The 21,141-nt window shown below is 70.1% G+C and carries 20 protein-coding genes; 11 read left to right on the top strand and 9 right to left on the bottom strand.

Annotated features, from left to right (window positions below):
* Window positions 1–89: 89 nt before the first annotated feature.
* Window positions 90–1,295, bottom strand: a complete 1,206-nt coding sequence (gene fasR / locus ACIGXP_RS25120; RefSeq protein WP_363217536.1) for a fatty acid biosynthesis transcriptional regulator FasR — start codon at window positions 1,293–1,295, stop codon at window positions 90–92.
* Window positions 1,296–1,390: 95 nt separating this feature from the next.
* Between fasR and ACIGXP_RS25115 the strand changes: the two genes are divergently transcribed.
* Window positions 1,391–2,044 carry a pirin family protein gene (locus ACIGXP_RS25115; protein ID WP_399772104.1) on the top strand — a complete coding sequence of 218 codons (654 nt, stop codon included), beginning with the start codon at window positions 1,391–1,393 and terminating at the stop codon, window positions 2,042–2,044.
* A gap of 4 nt (window positions 2,045–2,048) precedes the next feature.
* Here the strand turns inward: ACIGXP_RS25115 and ACIGXP_RS25110 are convergent, their stop codons facing one another.
* Window positions 2,049–3,890: a serine/threonine-protein kinase gene (locus ACIGXP_RS25110; protein WP_399771723.1), complete on the bottom strand. Its 1,842-nt coding sequence runs from the start codon at window positions 3,888–3,890 to the stop codon at window positions 2,049–2,051.
* A 62-nt stretch (window positions 3,891–3,952) separates the two neighbouring features.
* A complete protein-coding gene (locus ACIGXP_RS25105) occupies window positions 3,953–4,780 on the bottom strand; it encodes a serine hydrolase domain-containing protein (protein WP_399771721.1) in 828 nt (275 codons plus the stop codon).
* 206 nt (window positions 4,781–4,986) lie between these two features.
* Here ACIGXP_RS25105 and ACIGXP_RS25100 point away from each other — a divergent pair, with 206 nt between their 5' ends.
* Together ACIGXP_RS25100 and ACIGXP_RS25095 are read left to right on the top strand one after the other, a co-directional pair.
* Entirely contained in the window at window positions 4,987–5,451 is a 465-nt protein-coding gene (locus ACIGXP_RS25100) for a MerR family transcriptional regulator (protein ID WP_363217539.1), read from the top strand.
* Complete coding sequence (locus tag ACIGXP_RS25095; RefSeq protein WP_399771717.1) at window positions 5,448–6,464, top strand: aldo/keto reductase; 1,017 nt, start codon at window positions 5,448–5,450, stop codon at window positions 6,462–6,464. Before ACIGXP_RS25100 ends, ACIGXP_RS25095 begins: the two co-directional genes overlap by 4 nt.
* Window positions 6,465–6,491: 27 nt before the next feature.
* Here ACIGXP_RS25095 and ACIGXP_RS25090 read toward each other — a convergent pair whose 3' ends face one another.
* The 3 genes from ACIGXP_RS25090 to ACIGXP_RS25080 all read right to left on the bottom strand — a co-directional run bounded on the left by ACIGXP_RS25090 (window position 6,492) and on the right by ACIGXP_RS25080 (window position 9,347).
* Entirely contained in the window at window positions 6,492–7,343 is an 852-nt protein-coding gene (locus ACIGXP_RS25090) for a DUF4429 domain-containing protein (RefSeq protein WP_363217541.1), read from the bottom strand.
* A gap of 66 nt (window positions 7,344–7,409) precedes the next feature.
* Window positions 7,410–8,627 (bottom strand): alpha/beta hydrolase, encoded by a 1,218-nt coding sequence (locus tag ACIGXP_RS25085; protein WP_399771714.1) that lies wholly within the window; start codon window positions 8,625–8,627, stop codon window positions 7,410–7,412.
* Between the two features lie 84 nt (window positions 8,628–8,711).
* Window positions 8,712–9,347: a TetR family transcriptional regulator gene (locus tag ACIGXP_RS25080; protein ID WP_399771711.1), complete on the bottom strand. Its 636-nt coding sequence runs from the start codon at window positions 9,345–9,347 to the stop codon at window positions 8,712–8,714.
* Between the two features lie 84 nt (window positions 9,348–9,431).
* Here ACIGXP_RS25080 and ACIGXP_RS25075 point away from each other — a divergent pair, with 84 nt between their 5' ends.
* Window positions 9,432–11,033, top strand: a complete 1,602-nt coding sequence (locus ACIGXP_RS25075) for an MFS transporter (RefSeq protein WP_399772101.1) — start codon at window positions 9,432–9,434, stop codon at window positions 11,031–11,033.
* A gap of 236 nt (window positions 11,034–11,269) precedes the next feature.
* Window positions 11,270–11,578, top strand: a complete 309-nt coding sequence (locus tag ACIGXP_RS25070) for a small hydrophobic protein (protein ID WP_399772099.1) — start codon at window positions 11,270–11,272, stop codon at window positions 11,576–11,578.
* A gap of 191 nt (window positions 11,579–11,769) precedes the next feature.
* On the opposite strand, the gene ACIGXP_RS25065 is transcribed toward ACIGXP_RS25070, so the two are convergent.
* Window positions 11,770–12,513 (bottom strand): potassium channel family protein, encoded by a 744-nt coding sequence (locus tag ACIGXP_RS25065; protein ID WP_399771708.1) that lies wholly within the window; start codon window positions 12,511–12,513, stop codon window positions 11,770–11,772.
* Between the two features lie 71 nt (window positions 12,514–12,584).
* The gene (aceE, locus tag ACIGXP_RS25060) at window positions 12,585–15,332 is read right to left on the bottom strand and encodes a pyruvate dehydrogenase (acetyl-transferring), homodimeric type (protein ID WP_363217547.1); all 2,748 of its coding nucleotides are present in this window, start codon (window positions 15,330–15,332) and stop codon (window positions 12,585–12,587) included.
* A gap of 404 nt (window positions 15,333–15,736) precedes the next feature.
* Here aceE and ACIGXP_RS25055 point away from each other — a divergent pair, with 404 nt between their 5' ends.
* From ACIGXP_RS25055 to ACIGXP_RS25030, 6 genes are all read left to right on the top strand, one after another.
* Window positions 15,737–16,174, top strand: coding sequence for a DUF3052 domain-containing protein (locus tag ACIGXP_RS25055; protein WP_351245079.1), 438 nt, complete (start codon window positions 15,737–15,739; stop codon window positions 16,172–16,174).
* A gap of 133 nt (window positions 16,175–16,307) precedes the next feature.
* On the top strand, window positions 16,308–16,766 hold the full coding sequence (locus tag ACIGXP_RS25050; RefSeq protein WP_360090617.1) for a peroxiredoxin: 459 nt from the start codon (window positions 16,308–16,310) through the stop codon (window positions 16,764–16,766).
* Window positions 16,767–16,904: 138 nt separating this feature from the next.
* Window positions 16,905–17,480: a calcium homeostasis/redox stress adaptation protein gene (locus ACIGXP_RS25045; RefSeq protein WP_363217549.1), complete on the top strand. Its 576-nt coding sequence runs from the start codon at window positions 16,905–16,907 to the stop codon at window positions 17,478–17,480.
* Window positions 17,481–17,574: 94 nt separating this feature from the next.
* Window positions 17,575–18,153, top strand: a complete 579-nt coding sequence (locus ACIGXP_RS25040) for a TerD family protein (RefSeq protein ID WP_363217550.1) — start codon at window positions 17,575–17,577, stop codon at window positions 18,151–18,153.
* 116 nt (window positions 18,154–18,269) lie between these two features.
* Complete coding sequence (locus ACIGXP_RS25035; protein ID WP_363217551.1) at window positions 18,270–19,409, top strand: DUF475 domain-containing protein; 1,140 nt, start codon at window positions 18,270–18,272, stop codon at window positions 19,407–19,409.
* A gap of 89 nt (window positions 19,410–19,498) precedes the next feature.
* Window positions 19,499–20,236, top strand: a complete 738-nt coding sequence (locus tag ACIGXP_RS25030) for a Tellurium resistance (protein WP_363220473.1) — start codon at window positions 19,499–19,501, stop codon at window positions 20,234–20,236.
* Window positions 20,237–20,341: 105 nt separating this feature from the next.
* Here the strand turns inward: ACIGXP_RS25030 and ACIGXP_RS25025 are convergent, their stop codons facing one another.
* Window positions 20,342–21,043 (bottom strand): TerD family protein, encoded by a 702-nt coding sequence (locus tag ACIGXP_RS25025; RefSeq protein ID WP_399771703.1) that lies wholly within the window; start codon window positions 21,041–21,043, stop codon window positions 20,342–20,344.
* Between the last annotated feature and the right edge of the window lie 98 nt (window positions 21,044–21,141).

The raw sequence follows: 21,141 nt of genomic DNA, 5'->3' as shown, positions 1-21,141 counted from the left end.
TCTCACACTCTCTCTTGGGGACGGCTGCGGCCGCCCGTGGGGACAGGGACGAAGAACACGAAGGGCTTTTGTGGGGCCCCGACAAAACCCTATGCCTGGGTCTCGCCGTCGGCCAGACGCCCGAGGATCAGCGCGATCCGCAGTGTGAAGGCGGATCGTACATCCGACGGCGACCAACCGGTGACGTCTGTCACACGTCGGAGCCGGTAGCGCACGGTGTTCGGGTGAACGAAAAGCATCCGGGCCGCGCCTTCCAGGCTGCTCGCCTGCTCCAGATAGACACTCAGTGTTTCCAGCAGCGCCGAGCCCGCTTCCTCCAGCGGTCTGTAGATCTCCTCCACCAGCTGCTCGCGGGCGCTCGGATCGCCCGCGATCGCGCGCTCCGGCAGCAGATCGTCCGCCAGCACCGGCCGCGGGGCGTCCTGCCAGGCCGAACACGCCTTCAGGCCCGCGGCGGCGGCCTGCGCGGACCGGGTGGCGGCCAGCAGATCGGGTACGACGGGCCCCGCGACGACCGGTCCGGCGGCGAAGGGTCCGATCAGTGACTTGGCCACGGCGAGCGGGTTGTTGCTTCCCCCGGCGACGACGACGAGCCGGTCCCCGAGGACCCCGGTGAGCACCTGGAGCTTGGCGTGCCGAGCGGCCCGCCGAATGGCCTCGACGGTCAGCTCGCTGTCCCCGTCGGGCGCGGTCCCGAGCACGACACACACATGCTCCGGCGAGTTCCACCCGAGGGCGGCGGCCCGGCTGACGGCGCCCTCGTCCGCCTCTCCGCTGAGCACGGCGTTGACGACGAGCGACTCCAGCCGCGCGTCCCAGGCACCGCGTGCCTCGGCGGCCTGGGCGTACACCTGCGCGGTGGCGAAGGCGATCTCCCGCGCGTACACGAGCAGAGCCTCGCGCAGCACGCTCTCGTCCCCCGGAGCGGCCACCTCGTCGATGGCGCTCTCCATGACCTCGATGGTGGTCCGCACCATCTCCACGGTCTGCCGCAGCGTGATGGCCCGGGTCAGCTCGCGCGGGGCGGTGCCGAAGACATCGGTGGAGATCGCCTGCGGGGCGTCCGGGTGCCGGAACCACTCGGTGAAGGCCGCGATGCCCGCCTGGGCGACCAGCCCGATCCAGGAACGGTTCTCCGGGGGCATGGCCCGGTACCACGGCAGGGTCTCGTCCATCCGCGCGATGGCCTGCGCGGCAAGAGACCCGGAGGACTTCTCCAGCCGCTTGAGGGTGGCGGCGTGCGGGTGGACGACGTGTGCGTGGGGATCGCTGCGGTGGGATTCGGGTTCGGGCACGGGGACAAGACTGCCTTATCCGGACGCCGACGTGTTCCGCCGGGTCAGGGCTGAGGGGCGTGCGCGGTTTCCCGCAGGTCTACGGTTGTCCCGTGATGGACGTACGCCGCGCCGGTGAGCGCTACCGCGGTGGGGAGGCGGAGGCCGGCATCGAGTCGTGGCACGCCTTCTCCTTCGGGCCGCACTACGACCCCGACAACCTGCGCTTCGGCACGCTGATCGCCTGCAACGAGGAACGCCTCGCACCCGGCGCCGGCTTCGACGAGCACCCGCACAGCCACACCGAGATCGTCACCTGGGTCGCCGAGGGCGAACTGACCCACCGCGACTCCACGGGCCACGAAACCCGGGTGCTCCCCGGCGACGTCCAGCACCTCAGCTCGGCCGCGGGCGTCCGGCACGTCGAGCGCAACGACGGTGACGCCCCGTTGACCTTCATCCAGATGTGGCTGGCGCCTCTGGAGCCCGGCGGTGAGCCGTCGTACACCGTCGTGCCCGGCCTTGCCGACTCCACCCCGTACGCACTTCCGGCCGCGGGCGCGCTGCTGCACGTGAGGCGGCTGGAACCGGGGGAGCGCACGGCGGTGCCGGACGCCGCGTACGTGTACGTCCACGTCGTACGCGGCGATGTCCGGCTGGCCGGCGAGCGGCTGGGCCCCGGTGACGCGGCCCGCATCACCGGGGCCCGGGGCATGGAGGCGGTGGGGGTGACCCGGGCCGAACTGCTGGTGTGGGAGCTGTCCGGCTGAGCGCTCACTGGTCGGCGCTGGGCTGCTCCGCGTTGCGCCAGACGGTGATGTCGACCGAGATGTAGTCGCTGGGGCCGTTGCGGGGCGCGGCCCCCTTGTAGGTGACCACCGCGATGTGACCGGCCTTGGTGTGCACGCAGATCTGCGAGCCCGCGCTGAGCTGCGAGAGATGGATGTCCTCGGCGTAGCGGGTCTCGTTCCGGCAGGTCGCCAGCGAGCCCTTCTCCGCGTTGTTCAGCAGCACGACCTCCTCGCTGTTGCTGCCGACGACGGGTGTCTGGTCGTCGGAGACGAACGCGTCGTTGTCGTAGTAGAAGTCGGCGCTGTCCCCGAAGCGGGCGTTGGCGCCTTCTTCCTCCTGGACCGGCTTCGGCGGCGAGTCCGCGAACCGCACCCAGTAGCCCTTGGGGATGTTGATGCCCTTGAAGGCAACCGGCTTGGGGTCGGGCCGGGTCGAGGGGGCACCGGAGCCGGGGGCCGAGCCCGGGTGCGAGACCGGGCCGGAGTGCGCGCCGGAACCCTGCGCGGAGGCGCTCGTGCCGTCGCCCTTCGTGCTGTCACCGGCCGTTCTGCTCAGATACACCGCGCCCGCCACGCCGACGACCAGCGCCGCCGCGACGACCGAGGCGATCACGCCGGTCCGGTTCCCGCGGACCGGCCGCGGCCGGGCCCCGGGCCAGGCAGCGGCAGGCGGCGCGTACGGTGCCGCCGGCGCGGGCGACGGCGGTGCGGGTGGCGGAGTGTACGGCGCGCTCACGGTGGGGACGGCGTACGGCGCCGGCCGGTCGAGCCGGGTCACGGGAGCGGTCGCCGCAGGCTCGGGTATCGCGGCGGTGGCCCGGGTCCCCGGTGCGGTCGCCGGTGGTGCCTGGGGCGGCACGGGGGGCATGGCGGGCTGCGCGCCGGGCATGGCCTCGGCCGCCGCGTCGGCCGCCAGTGCGGCGGACGCCGAGACACGCTGGGTGATCTGGGTGCCGATCGCCTCGGGCAGCCACGCGCCGGACTGGCGCAGCCCGCCCGGCGACGCGTTCTGGCACAGCGCGATGACCTCCTCGGGGGAGGGCCGGTCCGCCGGATCCTTCGCCAGGCAGCGGTCGACGAACCCCAGGGCGTCCGGCAGGCCGGTGAGGTCGGGCTTCTCGTGGACGATCCGGTACAGCACGGCGTGCGAGGGTCCCTCGCCGTACGCTGCCGAACCGCAGGCCGCGAACGCGGCGACCTGGCCGAGCGCGAAGACGTCGGAGGCAGGCGTGATCTCGCGACCGGTGGCCTGCTCCGGCGACATGAAGGCCGGGGTGCCGACCGAGACGCCGGTGCCGGTGAGGGCGGTGGCGTCGGTGGCACGCGCGATGCCGAAGTCGATGACCCGGGGACCGTTGTCGGCCAGTAGCACGTTGGACGGCTTGAGGTCGCGGTGCACGATCCCCGCACCGTGGATGACCGTCAGTGCCTCCGCCACCCCCGCGATCAGCAGCAGGAGGGTGGACACCGGGAGCGGGCCGTGCTCGGCGACGGCCGCCGCCAGCGAGGGGCCGGGTACATAGGCGGTGGCCAGCCAGGGCCGCGCGCCTTCGGTGTCGTAGTCGATGACCGGCGCGGTGTACAGGCCCTGCACACGCTGGGCCGCCTGGACCTCCTGCCGGAACCGCCGGCGGAACTCGGGGTCCTCGCTCAGCTCCGGCCGGATGGTCTTGAGCGCTATCGGATGGCCACCGGGCGTGTACGACAGGTACACCGTGCCCATGCCGCCCGAACCGAGCCGCGCCGCCAGCCGGTAGCCCGCCACCGCTTGAGGATCACCGCTCTCCAACGGCCGGAACTGGCCGTCGCTCTGGAGCCCGCCCATCACACTCCCCCGAGGTCCGTCACTGTGCTCCCGTGATGCACGGCGAGGCTATCCGACAGTGATCAACTGCCGTCGCGCGCCTCTGCCAGCACCGCGTCCGTGAACACCGGCCACGCCTCGATCGCCCAGGGCCCGAACGCCCGGTCCGTGAGCGCGGTGCACGCCAGCCCCGCGTCCGGGTCGATCCACAGGAACGTACCGGCCTGCCCGAAGTGCCCGAAGGTGCGGGGCGAGCAGGAACTCCCCGTCCAGTGCGGTGACTTGCCGTCGCGGATCTCGAAGCCCAGCCCCCAGTCGTTCGGGTTCTGGTGCCCGTACCCCGGCAGCACCCCCTTCGTCCCCGGGTACTGCACGCTCATCGCCTCCGCGACGGTGCGCACATCCAGCAGGCGCGGCGCCTGCACCTCGGCCGCGAAGCGCAGCAGGTCCTCGACCGTCGACACACCGTCCTTCGCCGGGGACCCCTCCAGCGAGGTCGCCGTCATCCCCAGCGGCTCCAGCACCGCCTGCCGCAGATACTCCGCGAACGGAATGTCCGTCGCCTTGGCGATGTGGTCGCCGAGCTGCTCGAACCCGGCGTTGGAGTAGAGGCGGCGCTCACCGGGGGGCGCCATCACCTTGTGCTCGTCGAAGGCCAGCCCGGACGTGTGCGCGAGCAGGTGCCGGACGGTCGCCCCGGGCGGTCCGGCGGGCTCGTCCAGCTCGATCGCGCCCTCCTCGTACGCGACGAGCGCCGCGTAGGCCGCCAGCGGCTTGGTGACCGAGGCGAGCGGAAAGCGGTGTCCGGCGGGGCCGTGCGTCCCGAGGACGGTCCCGTCGGCTCGTACGACGCCCGCCGCGGCGGTGGGCACGGGCCAGTTCTCGATCGACGTCAAGCTGTTCAACGACATGGTGCGAGCCTATGCGGCTCACAGCAGCGGCCGCATCGACGGGTCGGGGCACGGCTGAAGCCGAGGAAGGCGTACCGCGGTTCGGCGTCCGGGGAGGCGTTGAGCTCGGGTGCCGCACGCCGGCCGGGCGCACCGGCTCGCGTCCTGCGGATTTCTTACCGGATCCGCTTGCTTGGAGTGCACTCCAAGGCCATAGCGTGGAGGCCATGACGGTGATGCAGACCCCGCCGGCGGACACCGCGCCCCCGGCCCCCGCCGACATCTGCTCCGCCCCGCCCAGACGTCATCCGCGCCCCGACGGCCAGGACCACTACACGATCAGCGAGGTCGTCGCGTTCACCGGCCTGACCGCGCACACCCTGCGCTGGTACGAGCGGATCGGCCTGATGCCGCACGTCGACCGCTCGCACACCGGTCAGCGGCGCTACCGCAACCGCGACCTGGACTGGCTGGACTTCGTGACCAAGCTGCGGCTGACCGGGATGCCGGTGGCGGACATGGTCCGGTACGCGGAGCTGGTCCGGGAGGGCGAGAGCACCTACCGGGAACGGCAGGAACTGCTGGAGTCGACCCGCCGCGACGTGCTGAGCCGGATCGCCGAACTGCGGGACACGCTCGCCGTGCTCGACCGCAAGATCAGTTTCTACGCCACAGAGGGGACCACACGATGACCGACGCCAGGATCCCGACGGTACGGCTCGGCGAGAGCGGACCCGAGGTCGGCGTACAGGGCCTCGGCTGCATGGGCATGAGCTTCGCCTACGGTCCCACCGACGCCGGCCAGGCGCGCGCCGCGCTGGACCGGGCGCTGGAGCTGGGCGTGACGCTGTACGACACGGCGGACGCCTACGGCGCGGGCGAGAACGAGCGGTTCCTGTCCCCCTTCTTCAAGGCGCACCGGGACGAGGTGGTCATCGCCACCAAGTTCGCCCTGTCGATCCCGCCTCACGACCCGACCGAGCGGATCATCCGCAACGACGCGCCGTACATCCGCGAGGCCGTCGAGGCCAGCCTGAAGCGTCTCGACGTCGACGTGATCGACCTCTACTACATGCACCGCCGTGATGTGAACGTCCCCATCGAGGACACCGTCACCGTGATGGCCGAGCTGGTCCGCGAGGGCAAGGTCAAGCACCTCGGGCTGAGCGAGGTCACCGCCGAGGAGCTGCGCGCCGCGCACGCCGTGCACCCGATCGCGGCCGTGCAGTCGGAGTGGTCGCTGTTCAGCCGGGACATCGAGGCGCAGGTCGTACCGGCCGCACGGGACCTGGGTGTCGCCCTGGTGCCGTACTCGCCGCTCGGCCGCGGCTTCCTCACCGGATCCTTCGCCAACGCCGAGCAGGACCTCACGGCCGACGACTTCCGCCGTCTGCAGCCCCGCTTCACCGGCGCCAACGCGGCCGCCAACGCCGCCCTCCTGGAGCCCCTGCGCGCGATCGCCGAGGCCCACGGCGCCACCCCCGGCCAGATCGCCCTGGCCTGGGTCCAGCAGCGCGCCACGCTCGACACCCTGCCGGTCGTCCCGATCCCGGGCACCCGCAAGCCGGGCAGGGTGGAGGAGAACGTGGCGGCGACCCGCATCACCCTCAGCGCCGAGGAACTGGCCCAACTGGAGCCGATCGCGGCGAAGGTGGCCGGCGACCGGTACGCGGACATGAGCTTCACCTCTGCGGGAAGGGAATAGCAGCCGACCACCCCGGCCCGGCAGACGCTAGAGCTCGGCCAGCAACTCCGCCTTCTTGCAGGAGAACTCCTCGTCGGTGACCAGCCCCGCCTGATGCAACTCCCCGAGATGCCGGATCCGTTCGGCGATGTCCGCGGGGTCGCGCCGGGACGGGGCCGGTACCACCGGTACCGGCCCCCTGGTGCGTGCGGCGGCGAGCACGGCCGCGGCGAACGGCAACGACTCGTGCACCGGCCCGTACCCGAGACCGAACACCACCGCCGCCGGGTCCTGATCGGGCTGCACCAACGGGCCCGAACCGTCACGCCGTACCAGGCGCAGATGCCCCTCGAACACCTCCGGCGACCGCCACTCCACCCCGCTCAGGTCGGCGACCGCGAAGCTCTGGTCACCGGCCTTCCACTTCGCCGACGACGCCCCCGTCCACGACCAGCGGAACTGCACGGACGTCCCGTCGAAGGACGCCTTGCCGTCGTACGCCTTGAACTGCAGCGGCGCCTCGGGCACCGGCACCAGGAACCGGTCGGCCGGCCCGGACCCGGACTCGGTCAGCAGCGACTTCAGCTCGTCCGCGTAGTACTCGGCGAGAGCCTCCCGCTCGGCCGACAGCACCAGCCGGTACGGATCGGAGCCCTCCTTCAGCTGCCCGTCCGCCGCCTCCATCAGCGGATCGGCGCCGGGGCGGGGCACCAGCCGCAGGACGACGGTGCCGCGCTTGCCCGGGGTGAGGGTCACCCCCTCGACCGCGGACAGCGGGACGCGCCGTTCTCCGAGCGCCTGCAACAGCTTCGGTGTTCGAATCCCCCGTTCGTAACGGATGAGCACGGAGTCGGACTCGAACTCCCAGACGGCATGAAAACCCGCCAGTACGTCACCCATGCGGCTCATCGTATGCGGCACGTGCTCCTCCGTCGCCACCTGCGCAGACCGCACTTCCTGCTGTTTCTACGCGCGTCCGGCCGTGGTAGTGCCGGGCACACCGGCCCGGCACGCATCGTTCTCGCGTGCGCACGTCACCGCGCCGTACGCGCCGACCCCGACGCCGGCGAGGTTGCGCAGGCTGTCCGTGCCCGGCTGGAAGTAACCGGCGTGCCCCTGTGCGTCCCGCGCGGACAGCACCCGCGCGCCGAACGCCGAGGACACCGGATCGGCGCCGTGCCCGAGCCCGCCGAGCTCCAGATACGGCACGTCCTGGACCCAGTCGGTGGCGTCCCGCATGGCCCACACCCGGGCCCCCGTGTCCAGATGGGAGGCGCTGGGGACCCGCATGCCGGGGCTCGCGGCCACCGCTATGTCGGTCACCCGGCGGGGCAGTGCGGGCGCGGCGACCCCGCAGACCACCGAGCCGTAGCTGTGGCAGATCATCGCCACCGGGGCATGGCCGGGCAGGCCGCCCACCAGGGCGTTCAGCCGTACGGCGCCCTCCGCGGCGCGCAGCCCGGTGGCCGCGTCCATGCCGAGTCCGTCCGGGGCGGTGTAGTCGGCCCAGGCGATCACGGCCGTACGCGTCCCGGGGCTCTGCGCGCGCTCCGCCGCATACAGGGCCTCGGCCATGCCGACCGGGGCGGAGTAGGGGCGGGCGGTCCTCTGGAAGGTGAGCAGATCGGTGTCGACACCGGGGACGACGACCGAGATCCGCTGCGCCTCGTCCAGGTTCCCGAACACCTCGGCGACGCGGCCCGAGCCCTCGGGGTCGAAGGCCAGGATCTGCCGGCCCGGGCTCAGCAGGGACTCGTAGCGGTGCATACGACTGCCCGCGTCCTGCTGTCCGGCCGTGCTGAGCCGGCTGTCGTGCATACGTTTCTTCTCGACCTCGCGCTGCTGCTCCAGCGCGATGCGGTTGGCGCGGTAGCGCACGGCGGCGGGGGCGCCGTTCATGTTGCCGACCGCGAGCGGGTAGCGGTGGGCGAGTCGGTTCCGGTCCTCGGGGGAGAGGGAGGCGAAGAAACGGCTGAGCCGGGCCGGTGCGGCCTGGGGGTCCGGCAGACGGAGGCCGTGGATGCTGCCGTGCTCCCACTGGGCGAGCGAGGCCTGCAGTGCGGTCGACTCCCGGTGACTGCGCAGGGCGGTCCAACCGGTGGTCGCGAGCATCACGAACACCACGGCCAGCGCCAGCAGGGCGCGCCAGACGTTCAGTGGCGGGGAGGTGTCGAAGGAAGTCACTGGGAGGACACACTAGGAGAACGAGAGGGTCTCGGGGTAACCCAGTGACAGGGATCACGTTTCGCGGAACGGTCGAACGCCCCGTCAACGATCTTTTGTGGCACGCCAGTTTCCGGTGAGCGCCGGACCCACCTGATCGAGGTAGGCCGCGGTGAGTTGACGCATCGCCGCCAGGCTGAAGTCGTCGCCCGTGCACCACTGCCGTTCCGTGACCCTTATCACTCCGCCGAACACGGCCACGGCCAGCCGCGGTCGCGGGTCGGCGTCCACGTCCACCCCCTCGCGCTCGGCGAGCAGTCGCGCGATGGTCTCCTCGGTCGCCGCCGAGCGGCGCAGATGGGCGGCGAGCAGCGCGGGCGTCGATTCGATCGTCCGGTACATGCGCAGATACAGCTCGACCGGGACGGCCGACTCGACGGTCTCGCGGATCGCGTCCCAGCCCTCCAGGACCGCCTGTCGCAGGGCCTCCATCGGCGCCTCGTGCGCGGGCCGGGCCCGTACGGCGGCCACGAAGCGTTCCTCGGTCATTCCCTGCACCGCGAAGGCCACGTCCTCCTTGCCGGCGAAGTAACGGAAGAAGGTGCGCTGGGAGACGTCGACGGCCTCGGCGATCTCGTCGACGGTCGTGTGCTCGTACCCCTGGGTGGTGAACAGTTCCAGAGCGGCCCGCACCAGCTCCTCCCGGGTGCGCTGTTTCTTGCGTTCGCGCAGTGTTTCCATAGGTGTCAGTTACTGACTGCTGAAATGATTTGTCAATTGTCAGAGGCTGTCACTAGCCTCGAACACATGACTAGTCAGAGCACCATGGATGCGACGGGGCCGGGGGACGCACGCTCGGCAGCCCCGCTCGGGTCGGCTCCGGCCGCGGGGCTGCGCGGCCATCCCTGGCTCACCCTCATCACCGTCGCCGTGGGCGTCATGATGGTGGCCCTCGACGGCACCATCGTGGCGATCGCCAATCCGTCGATCCGGGACGACCTGCACGCGACCTTCGCCGACGTGCAGTGGATCACCAACGGCTACTTCCTCGCCCTCGCGGTCACCCTGATCACCGCGGGAAAGCTGGGTGACCGCTTCGGCCACCGGCAGACGTTCCTCATCGGTGTGACCGGCTTCGCCGCCGCCTCCGGCGCCATCGGCCTGTCCCACAGCATCGCCGCGGTCGTCGCCTTCCGTGTCTTCCAGGGCCTGTTCGGCGCGCTGCTGATGCCGGCCGCGCTCGGCCTGCTGCGGGCCACCTTCCCGGCCGAGCAGCTCAACATGGCCATCGGCATCTGGGGCATGGTGATCGGCGCGTCCACCGCGGGCGGTCCGATCCTCGGCGGTGTCCTCGTCGAGCACGTCAACTGGCAGTCGGTGTTCTTCATCAACGTCCCGGTCGGCGTGCTCGCCCTGCTCCTCGGCACGCTGATCCTGCTCGACCACCGCGCGCAGAACGCACCGCGCTCCTTCGACATCCTCGGCATCGCCCTGCTCTCCGGCGCGATGTTCTGCCTGGTCTGGGCCCTCATCAAGGCCCCCACCTGGGGCTGGGGCGACGGCAGGACATGGATGTTCGTCATCGCGTCCGTGGCGCTGTTCGCCGTGTTCTCCTACTGGGAGACGAGGGTCGAGGAACCCCTCATCCCGCTGGGCCTGTTCCGCTCGGTACCGCTGTCGGCCGGTGTCATCCTGATGGTCCTCATGGCCATCGCGTTCATGGGCGGGCTCTTCTTCGTCACCTTCTACCTGCAGAACGTGCGCGGGATGAGCCCCATCGACGCCGGCCTGCACCTGCTGCCGCTCACCGGCATGATGATCGTCGGCTCCCCGCTGGCCGGCGCCGCGATCACCAAGCTCGGCCCGCGCATCCCCCTGGCCGGCGGCATGGCCGTGACAGCCGTCGCCATGTACGGCATGTCGACGCTGAAGGCCGACACCGGCAGCGGAGTGATGTCCGTCTGGTTCGTGCTGCTCGGCCTCGGTCTCGCGCCGGTCATGGTCGGTGCCACCGAGGTCATCGTCGGCAACGCGCCCATGGAGCTGTCCGGCGTCGCGGGCGGCCTCCAGCAGGCGGCCATGCAGATCGGCGGCAGCCTCGGCACGGCCGTGCTGGGCGCCGTGATGGCCTCCAAGGTGGACAGCGATCTGCCGGGCAACTGGACGGGGGCGGGGCTGCCGCGGCTGACCCCGGACCAGCTGGACAAGGCCTCGGAGGCGGTGCAGGTCGGCGTCGCCCCGGTGCCGAAGGGCGTTCCGGAGCCGGTCGCCGCGCGGATCACCGAGGTCGCGCACCACACCTTCATCTCCGGCATGAGCCTCGCCTCCCTGGTCGCGGCGGGCGTGGCGGCCGTCGCCGTCCTCGTCGCGCTGCTGACCAAGCGGGGCGCGAACTCCGGGGCGGGAGCGGGCGTGGGCCACATCTGAGTGCCGCTCCCGGCGAGATTGCGGGCGGAGTTCGCCTATCAGGGTGACTCCGCTAAAGAATCCTCGCACTGGGCGCGCGCCGCAGGTCACAGTGGGTCAAGTCCTCCGCAGTGCATGGGAGGACCGCCGGGCCGGGGCGCGCGCTGCTGGAGGGGGGCAGCGCGCGCAGGTCTGCCGGCGGCGAACCGGGGTACCCGCACAGCGAAGCCGAACTGTCCATGAGCCTCAGGGAGTTGATGATGGCGGGCTTCGGGAACGGAACGCGCGGGTACCCCCGCTCACGTGGCCGGACGTGGCAACGGACCGGGCCGGACCGCGCGACCCTCGGCATCATCGGCACGATCTGTGCCGTGGCCGGCTTCTTCGCACTGGGCGTCGTCCTGGGACCGGTGGCGATGCTGTGCGGCTGGCAGGCGATGGGCCGCAGGTGGTCGAACGACCGGGACATCCCGGCGCTGGTGGCCCTGATCCTCGGCGCGATCGACACGCTGCTGGCCGTCATCGCCCTGGCGGGCGCGGCCACCTGGGGCCACGGGCTCCTCTAGCCGACGGGTCCTTCTTGCCGGGGCTGCGCCGCCGCCGCGTGCGAGCGCACACAGCCCCGCGCCCCTGGGCAGCGGCAGCGCCGCCGGCTTCCTGGCGCCGCCGCTGCGGGCGGTCGCGCCCCCAGTGCCTTGAGGGCCTGCACACGCCGGTGAGCGACCGACCCCCGGCCGGCCGCGGCACCCGGCGCCGGTCAACTGCGCTGCTGCTCCCGCTCGCCGGCCAACCGGGCCACTTCCGCCCGCAGCAGCCGTACCTCCTCGGCCAGGGCAGCGATCGCCTCCGTCTGGCGCCGCTCCTCCACGTCGTCCTTCTCGAACCGCGCGATGAACCACGCCGCGATGTTCGCGGTGACGACACCCAGCAGCGCTATCCCGGACAGCATCAGTCCGACGGCGATCATCCGCCCCAGCCCGGTCGTCGGCGCGTGATCCCCGTACCCCACGGTCGTCATCGTCGTGAACGACCACCACACCGCGTCACCCAGCGTCCGGATGTTCCCCTTCGGCGAGTCCCGCTCGACGGACAGCACCGCCAGCGAGCCGAACATCAGCAGTCCGACCACCGCCCCGGCCACGTACGTCGTGAGCCGGATCTGCGAGGCCATCCGCGCCCGCCGCCCCACCAGCAGCAGCGTCGACACCATCCGCAGCAGCCGCAGCGGCTGCAGCAGCGGCAGCACCACGGCGCACAGGTCTATCCAGTGCGTGCGGACGAACTCCCGGCGCCGGGGGGTGATCACCAGCCGTATCAGGTAGTCGAGCGCGAACGCGGCCCACACCACCCACTCCGTGGTGGTGCACAGGAGCGTCAGGGACCGGCTCGCGGGGTCGTCCACGATCGGTACGGCATAGGCGACGGCGAACGCCACCGCCAGCGCGAGCAACGGACGCTGGGTGAGCCGCTCCCAACGTGCCTGCGCCGACTGATCGTTCATGCCCGCAATGGTAAAGAAAAAGCAACGAGGGCGGCGCCACCGGCACCGCCCTGCGTCGGACACGCGCAGCGTTACGCGTCGCCACCCGCGATTCCCGGGTCCGCCGCCGACACATCCAGCAGCTGGTACCGGTCGATGGCCTGCTTCAGGGCGGAGCGGTCGATCTTGCCCTCGCGGGCCAGCTCGGTCAGCACCGCCACGACGATCGACTGCGCGTCGATGCGGAAGAAGCGCCGGGCCGCGCCCCGGGTGTCGGCGAAGCCGAAGCCGTCCGCGCCGAGCGACTGGTACGTGCCCGGCACCCACCGCGCGATCTGGTCCGGAACCGACCGCATCCAGTCGGACACGGCCACGAACGGCCCCTCCGCGCCGCCGAGCTTCCGCGTCACGTACGGCACCCGCTGCTCCTCCTCCGGATGCAGCAGGTTGTGCTCCTCGCACTCCACCGCCTCGCGGCGCAGCTCGTTCCAGGAGGTGGCCGACCATACGTCGGCGCGTACGTTCCAGTCCGCGGCGAGGATCCTCTGCGCCTCCAGTGCCCACGGGACCGCCACGCCCGACGCCATGATCTGCGCCGGGATCGAGCCGCTCGTGCCCTCACCGATCTTGTGGACGCCCTTGAGGATGCCCTCGACGTCCACGTTCGCCGGCTCGGCCGGGTGCTGGATGGGCTCGTTGTAGACGGTCAGGTAGTAGAAGACGTCCTCGCCGTGGGGGTGGTCCGCGTCGGCGCCGTACATCCGGCGCAGGCCGTCCTGGACGATGTGCGCGATCTCGTAGGCGTACGCCGGGTCGTAGGCCACGCACGCCGGGTTGGTCGAGGCGAGCAGCTGCGAGTGGCCGTCCGCGTGCTGCAGACCCTCACCGGTCAGCGTCGTACGGCCGGCGGTCGCACCCAGGACGAATCCGCGCGCCAGCTGGTCGGCCATCTGCCAGAACTGGTCACCCGTGCGCTGGAAACCGAACATCGAGTAGAAGACGTACACCGGGATCAGCGGCTCGCCGTGTGTGGCGTACGCCGAGCCCGCCGCGATCAGGGAGGCCGTACAGCCCGCCTCGGAGATGCCGTCGTGCAGCATCTGGCCGGTCGGCGACTCCTTGTAGGCGAGCAGCAGGTCCCGGTCGACCGCCTCGTACTGCTGGCCGAGCGGGTTGTAGATCTTCGCACTCGGGAAGAAGGAGTCCATGCCGAAGGTGCGGTACTCGTCTGGCGCGATCAGCACGAACCGCTTGCCGATCTCCTTGTCCCGCATGAGGTCCTTCAGGAGCCGGACGAACGCCATGGTCGTGGCGATGGACTGCTGGCCCGTGCCCTTCTTCACCGTCGCGTACGCCTTGTCGTCCGGCAGCGCGAGCGGCTTGGAGCGCACGACGCGCGTGGGGACGTACCCGCCGCACGCCTTGCGCATGTCGTGCATGTACTGGATCTCTTCGGTGTTCCGGCCCGGGTGGTAGTACGGCGGCAGGCCGGAGTCCAGCTCCTTGTCGGAGATCGGCAGGTGCAGCCGGTCCCGGAAGCGCTTGAGGTCGTCGACCGTCAGCTTCTTCATCTGGTGCGTGGCGTTGCGGCCCTCGAAGTTCGGTCCCAGGGTCCAGCCCTTGACCGTCTTGGCCAGGATGACCGTCGGCTGGCCCTTGTGCTCCAGGGCCGCCTTGTACGCCGCGTAGATCTTCCGGTGGTCGTGACCGCCGCGGCCCAGCATCAGGATCTGGTGGTCGGTCATGTTCTCGACCATCGAGCGCAGCCGGACGTCGTCGCCGAAGAAGTGCTCGCGGATGTACGCGCCGGACTCGGTGGCGTAGGTCTGGAACTGGCCGTCCGGAGTCGTGTTCATCCTGTTGACCAGCACGCCGTCCCGGTCCTGCGCGAGCAGCGGGTCCCAGGAGCGGTCCCAGATCAGCTTGATCACGTTCCAGCCGGCGCCCCGGAAGATCGACTCAAGCTCCTGGATGATCTTGCCGTTGCCGCGCACCGGACCGTCCAGCCGCTGCAGGTTGCAGTTGACGACGAAGGTCAGGTTGTCCAGGCCCTCCCGGGCGGCGATGGACAGCTGGCCGAGCGACTCCGGCTCGTCCATCTCGCCGTCGCCGAGGAACGCCCACACGTGCGACCTGGAGGTGTCGGCGATGCCGCGCGCCTGCATGTAGCGGTTCATCCGCGCCTGGTAGATCGCGCCGAGCGGGCCGAGGCCCATGGAGACCGTCGGGAACTCCCAGAAGTCCGGCATCGAGCGCGGGTGCGGATAGCTGGACAGGCCGTTCGGGTACTTCGACTTCTCCTGGCGGAAGCCGTCGAGCTGGTCCTCGGTGAGCCGGTCCAGGAGGTACGCGCGGGCGTAGATGCCCGGGGAGGCGTGGCCCTGGAAGAAGACCTGGTCGCCGCCGTCGCCCTCGTCCTTGCCGCGGAAGAAGTGGTTGAAGCCGACGTCGTACAGCGAGGCCGAGGAGGCGAAGGTGGCGATGTGACCGCCGACGCCGATGCCGGGGCGCTGGGCGCGCGAGACCATCACGGCCGCGTTCCAGCGGGTCGCGTTGAGGATCCTGCGCTCGATCTCCTCGTTGCCCGGGAAGAACGGCTCCGCCTTGGTGGGGATCGTGTTGACGTAGTCCGTGCTGCGCATCTCGGGCACGGCCACGCGCCGCTCGCGGGCCCGTTCGATCAGCCGGAGCATGAGGTAGCGGGCCCTCTCCCGGCCGCGCTCGTCCACGGCGGCGTCGAGGGAGTCGAGCCACTCCTGGGTCTCTTCGGGATCGAAGTCAGGAACCTGACTCGGAAGGCCGCCAATGATGATCGGATTGCGATCGGATCCGGAAGCCACGCTGTTCCTTACCTGTCAGAGGGCCAGTTTTTTGCACCTGCCTACACCGTTCCCCATCGTGTACCTCGGGACGGCGTACGTCATCTCCTCGGTGGCCATCGGTCTCTTCCTCGGTCAAAACGCAACGATACGCCCGGGGTGTGACAGGCTTGGCAAAGCCGTTCGAGGGTCGTATCGCTGAATGATTCCGAATGGCGCAAACCGGGCACATCGGTGTGATGTGGGTCTCGAGGAATCGGGATACGGTGCCTGGAGTTGCGGGGACACGGCCGGGATCGTCACCGTTTCGGCGGTCCGGACGGCCGGGTACTTGCGCGATCCGTCCCGCCCGTGTGGACTACGGCCAATGCTTCGCGCACGCGCGTGGCTGAGATATTCACCAAGACATGATCAGGAGGCAACCCGTGAGCGCGACCGCGGACCACGCGGAGGAGCGGACGAACCCTGCCGCCAGGCTGGGGTTCCAGCCCGGGCAGGTGGTCCAGGAGATCGGCTACGACGACGACGTCGATCAGGAGCTCCGCGAGGCCATCGAGGAAGCCGTCGAAGGCGACCTGATGGACGAGGAATACGACGACGTGGCCGACGCCGTTGTGCTGTGGTTCCGTGACGACGACGGTGACCTGACGGATGCGCTGGTGGATGCCACCACGTACATCGAAGAGGGCGGCGCGATCCTGCTCCTCACGCCGAAGACCGGCCGTTCGGGGTACGTGGAGCCGAGCGACATCCAGGACGCCGCCACGACGGCCGGCCTGACGGCCTCCAAGAGCGTCAGCGTGGGCAAGGACTGGAGCGGCAGCCGGCTGGCCACGCCGAAGGCGGCCAAGTCCAAGAAGTGACGTGAGGGTCGTCGACCGGACGGGCTGGTCTTCGCCCCAGCCCGTCCGGAAGGCCCCGGTGATCGCTGCGTAGGGTGGAGCCGAGCGTTTGCTGTGCGCTCACCCGAACAGCCCACCGAAGGGATGCACGACGATGGCGATCCAGGTCGGCGACAAGGCGCCCGACTTCGAGCTCAAGGACAACCACGGCCGCACCGTGAAGCTCTCGGACTTCCGCGGCGAGAAGAACGTGGTCCTGCTCTTCTACCCCTTCGCCTTCACCGGTGTGTGCACCGGTGAGCTGTGCGAGCTGCGCGACAACCTGCCGAAGTTCTCGGACCGCGAGACGCAGGTGCTCGCCGTCTCCAACGACTCCATCCACACCCTGCGCGTCTTCGCCGAGCAGGAGGGCCTGGAGTACCCGCTGCTCAGCGACTTCTGGCCGCACGGCAACGTCTCGCGCGCGTACGGCGTCTTCGACGAGGACAAGGGATGCGCCGTGCGGGGCACCTTCATCATCGACAAGGAGGGCGTCGTGCGGTGGACCGTGGTCAACGGCCTGCCGGACGCGCGCGACCTGAACGCCTACGTGAAGGCGCTCGACACCCTGTAGGCCGACCGTGGCCGACACCTGCGATGCACCGGGTCCAGGGTCTGCGGGGTGCGGGAACCCGTCACTAGGATCGGCACGTTGATCCCATATCCGAAGCACGACGGGGCTCCCCGCCCCTGGACACCACATGGAGGACCCGTGGGAGTCAGCCTCAGCAAGGGCGGCAACGTATCGCTGACGAAGGAGGCCCCGGGCCTGACTGCCGTCATCGTCGGGCTGGGCTGGGACGTGCGCACCACGACCGGCACCGACTTCGACCTCGACGCGAGCGCGCTGCTGCTGAACAACTCCGGCAAGGTCGCGAGCGACCAGCACTTCGTCTTCTTCAACAATCTCAAGAGCCCCGACGGCTCGGTCGAGCACACCGGTGACAACCTCACCGGTGAGGGCGAGGGCGACGACGAGCAGATCAAGGTCAACCTGGCCGGCGTCCCGGCCGACATCGAGAAGATCGTCTTCCCGGTGTCGATCTACGACGCCGAGAACCGCCAGCAGTCCTTCGGCCAGGTCCGCAACGCCTTCATCCGCGTCGTGAACCAGGCCAACCAGCAGGAGATCGCCCGCTACGACCTGAGCGAGGACGCCTCCACCGAGACCGCCATGGTCTTCGGCGAGCTGTACCGGCACGGGGCGGAGTGGAAGTTCCGTGCCATCGGCCAGGGCTACGCCTCCGGTCTGCGCGGCATCGCCCAGGACTTCGGCGTCAACGTCTGACGCACAAGGGCCTGGCACCGGCGCCGCACCGTTTACGTGCGGCGCCGGACGCGCAGGACAACCAGGGAAGCACCACTAGGGGAGGACCAGCATCATGGGCGTCACGCTCGCCAAGGGAGGCAATGTCTCCCTCTCCAAGGCCGCACCGAACCTCACCAACGTCATGATCGGGCTCGGCTGGGACGCGCGTTCCACCACCGGCGCTCCCTTCGACCTCGACGCCAGCGCGCTGCTGTGCGGCGCGGGCAACCGCGTGCTGGGAGACGAGTGGTTCGTGTTCTACAACCAGCTCAAGAGCCCGGACGGCTCGGTCGAGCACACCGGTGACAACCTCACCGGTGAGGGCGAGGGCGACGACGAGTCCATCCTGGTGGACCTCACCAAGGTTCCCGCGCACTGCGAGAAGATCGTCTTCCCGGTCTCCATCCATATGGCGGACGAGCGCGGCCAGACCTTCGGCCAGGTCTCCAACGCCTTCATCCGGGTCGTGAACCAGGCCGACGGCCAGGAACTGGCGCGCTACGACCTGAGCGAGGACGCCTCCACCGAGACCGCCATGATCTTCGGCGAGCTGTACCGCTACCAGGGCGAGTGGAAGTTCCGGGCCGTGGGGCAGGGCTATGCGTCGGGCCTGCGCGGTATCGCCCTGGACTTCGGGGTGAACGTTTCGTAGCGCGGCTTGCCCCGCACGGTACCGCCGGTAGGGTGCACCTCTACACTCGGGAGTCAACGTTTAGCAAAGCCGAGTACGGCGCGGGGGAGCCCCGTACTGACACGATTGGGTAGCCAGTGCTTCTGAAAACCTTCGGCTGGTCGTTCGCGGTCACCGCGCTCGGCTTGGTCGCCGCGTTCTTCTACGGGGGGTGGGAGGCCTTCGGCGTCGTCGCGATCCTCGCCGTCCTCGAGATCTCGCTGTCGTTCGACAACGCGGTGGTCAACGCCGGCATCCTGAAGAAGATGAGCGCCTTCTGGCAGAAGATCTTCCTCACGGTCGGCGTCCTCATCGCGGTCTTCGGCATGCGGCTGGTCTTCCCGGTCGTCATCGTCGCCGTCACCGCCAAGCTCAACCCGTACGACGCGGTCCACCTGGCCCTCACCGACAAGGACCGCTACCAGCAGCTGGTCACCGACGCCCACCCGGCGATCGCCGCCTTCGGTGGCATGTTCCTGCTGATGATCTTCCTCGACTTCATCTTCGAGGACCGGGACATCCAGTGGCTGCGCTGGATCGAGCGGCCCCTGGCCAAGCTCGGCAAGGTCGACATGCTGGCGGTCTGCATCGCCCTGATCGCCCTGCTGATCACCTCCTTCACCTTCGCCACCCACGCCCACCAGCACGGCGGCGCGCACATCGACAAGGCCCAGACGGTCCTGATCGCCGGTATCGCCGGCCTGATCACCTACATGATCGTCGGAGGCCTGTCCGGCTACTTCGAGGACCGGCTGGAGGAAGAGGAGGAGCGCGAGCACGAGGCGGAGGAAGAGGCCGCCCGCAGCGGCAAGCCGAAGTCGGCGGTACTGCTGGCCGGCCAGGCCGCGTTCTTCATGTTCCTCTACCTGGAGGTCCTGGACGCGTCCTTCTCCTTCGACGGCGTGATCGGCGCCTTCGCCATCACCAACGACATCGTCATGATGGCCCTCGGCCTCGGCATCGGCGCGATGTACGTCCGCTCCCTCACGGTCTACCTGGTCCGCCAGGGCACCCTCGACGACTACGTCTACCTGGAGCACGGCGCCCACTACGCCATCGGCGCCCTGGCCGTGATCCTCATGGTCACCATCCAGTACGAGATCAACGAGGTGATCACCGGTCTCGTCGGCGTCCTCCTGATCGCCTGGTCCTTCTGGTCCTCCGTCCGCCGCAACCGCGCGCTGGCGGCCGCCGGGGAGGGCACCGGAGAGAAGGCCGAGGTCTCCTCCGGGGTGTGACACCCCGGCCGGTGAGGAACGCTCTGAGCGGGGCGGCCGACGCGGTCGGCCGCCCCGACGGCGTTCACAAGAATGACCTGGGGGCGGGAATGGGTTTCTTCGACGGGCTGCGCGGTGCCAGCGCTGCCGACTTCGACTCGGGCAGCGCTTCAAGCAACGCCATAGAACTCACCAGGCGGCACCAGGCGGTGTCCCTCACCAAGCAGGGCGCGGCCACCGGCCATCTGCGCGTCAACCTCACCTGGCGGATGCGCACCTCCGACTTCGACGGAGTCCAGCGCACCAGCCTCTTCAGGCACCCCTTCAAGGCCCTCAGGCCCCCGGAGGTCCTCGGCCACGGCCAGAGCATGGTCAACGTCGACCTCGACCTCGGCTGCCTCTACGAACTGACCGACGGCACGAAGGGCGTCGTCCAGCCGCTCGGCGGCTACCTCGGCGACGTCAACGCACCGCCGTACATCAAGCTCAGCGGAGACGACCGGTTCGGCTCGGCGTCCGGCGAGACGATGTACGTCAACCTCGACCACCGCGACGCCATCAAACGCCTGCTGGTCTTCGTCTACATCTACGACCAGACGCCGGCCTTCGACCGCACCCACGCCATCGTCACGCTGTACCCGAGCAACGGCCCCCGCATCGAGATAGGCCTCGACGAACGCCATCCCCAGGCCCGCTCCTGCGCGGTCGTCATGATCGAGAACGTGAAGGGCGAGCTGGTCGTCCGCCGCGAGGTGAAGTTCGTCTACGGCTTCCAGGGGGAGCTGGACCGGCTCTACGGGTGGGGGCTGCAGTGGGGGAGGGGCTACAAGACCAAGGTCGACCGCTGAAGCGCCGGGAGCCGGTGCGCCCCGAGGGGGCGCGGGGAACTGCGCGAGAAACCACGAGCCCCCGCAGCCGCCGTACAACCGGCAGCCCCGAGCCACTGGGCGCACTCACCGCCCGATGAACTGCGGCCCCTGCGGAGGCAACCGGAAGTCCGAAGCCAATGGCCCGACCGGAACCGGAACCGGAACCGGCTGCGGCTGGGGGTATCCATACGCCGGCTGCGGCACCACCGCCGGAGGCAATGGCTGCGGAACCGCCGGGGGCTCCCCCTCGTCCACCGAGATGCCGAAGTCCGTGGCCAGCCCCTTCAGCCCGTTCGAGTAGCCCTCTCCCAGCGCGCGGAACTTCCAGCCCTCCCCGCGCCGGTACAGCTCCCCGCAGATCAGCGCCGTCTCCGCGCCCGTCTCCGGCTTGATCTCGAACCGGGCCAGCGGCTCGGCGTCGGCGACCGCGGCGTCGTACAGCAGGATGCACAGCGCCGGCACCCGGTCGAAGGTGACCCCGTCCGCCGACGCGACCAGCAGGATCCGGCCGACGTCCGGCTCGACGCCGGGCAGATCCGTCTGGATCGTGTCGGTCAGTCCCTCGGTGATGCGCTTCTTGCCCAGCCGCCACACCTTCCCGGAGGGGTGCCGGGGCTGGTTGTAGAAGACGAAGTCCTCGTCGGAGCGCACCCGGCCGTCAGGGCCCAGCAGCAGCGCCGAGACGTCCACGTCCGGGACCGCCTGCCCGGGAGCCCAGCGCAGCACGGCGCGGACCGTGTCGGCTTCCAGCGGGACGTTCGACCCCTTCAGCATCGCGTGCGTCATGCGGTCATCCTGCCCTCTCGGTCCTGGCCACGACAATGCGGGGGGTGGTCTCCCAGAGCACCGCCGACATGGGTGAGTTACCGGAAATTCATGCCCGC

Origin of the sequence: Streptomyces sp. NPDC053069, assembly GCF_044546895.1 — a bacterium.
Taxonomy (GTDB): Bacteria; Actinomycetota; Actinomycetes; order Streptomycetales; family Streptomycetaceae; genus Streptomyces.
This window is presented reverse-complemented; position numbering and strand designations above follow the sequence as displayed.

What these genes read in the sequence shown, in the direction of transcription:
- ACIGXP_RS25115 (WP_399772104.1), top strand. Translation starts at nt 1,391, where the DNA reads ATGGACGTACGCCGCGCCGGTGAGCGCTACCGCGGTGGGGAGGCGGAG.
- ACIGXP_RS25110 (WP_399771723.1), bottom strand. Translation starts at nt 3,890, where the DNA reads ATGGGCGGGCTCCAGAGCGACGGCCAGTTCCGGCCGTTGGAGAGCGGT.
- ACIGXP_RS25105 (WP_399771721.1), bottom strand. Translation starts at nt 4,780, where the DNA reads ATGTCGTTGAACAGCTTGACGTCGATCGAGAACTGGCCCGTGCCCACC.
- ACIGXP_RS25100 (WP_363217539.1), top strand. Translation starts at nt 4,987, where the DNA reads ATGACGGTGATGCAGACCCCGCCGGCGGACACCGCGCCCCCGGCCCCC.
- ACIGXP_RS25095 (WP_399771717.1), top strand. Translation starts at nt 5,448, where the DNA reads ATGACCGACGCCAGGATCCCGACGGTACGGCTCGGCGAGAGCGGACCC.
- ACIGXP_RS25090 (WP_363217541.1), bottom strand. Translation starts at nt 7,343, where the DNA reads ATGGGTGACGTACTGGCGGGTTTTCATGCCGTCTGGGAGTTCGAGTCC.
- ACIGXP_RS25080 (WP_399771711.1), bottom strand. Translation starts at nt 9,347, where the DNA reads ATGGAAACACTGCGCGAACGCAAGAAACAGCGCACCCGGGAGGAGCTG.
- ACIGXP_RS25075 (WP_399772101.1), top strand. Translation starts at nt 9,432, where the DNA reads ATGGATGCGACGGGGCCGGGGGACGCACGCTCGGCAGCCCCGCTCGGG.
- ACIGXP_RS25070 (WP_399772099.1), top strand. Translation starts at nt 11,270, where the DNA reads ATGATGGCGGGCTTCGGGAACGGAACGCGCGGGTACCCCCGCTCACGT.
- ACIGXP_RS25065 (WP_399771708.1), bottom strand. Translation starts at nt 12,513, where the DNA reads ATGAACGATCAGTCGGCGCAGGCACGTTGGGAGCGGCTCACCCAGCGT.
- ACIGXP_RS25050 (WP_360090617.1), top strand. Translation starts at nt 16,308, where the DNA reads ATGGCGATCCAGGTCGGCGACAAGGCGCCCGACTTCGAGCTCAAGGAC.
- ACIGXP_RS25040 (WP_363217550.1), top strand. Translation starts at nt 17,575, where the DNA reads ATGGGCGTCACGCTCGCCAAGGGAGGCAATGTCTCCCTCTCCAAGGCC.
- ACIGXP_RS25030 (WP_363220473.1), top strand. Translation starts at nt 19,499, where the DNA reads ATGGGTTTCTTCGACGGGCTGCGCGGTGCCAGCGCTGCCGACTTCGAC.
- ACIGXP_RS25025 (WP_399771703.1), bottom strand. Translation starts at nt 21,043, where the DNA reads ATGACGCACGCGATGCTGAAGGGGTCGAACGTCCCGCTGGAAGCCGAC.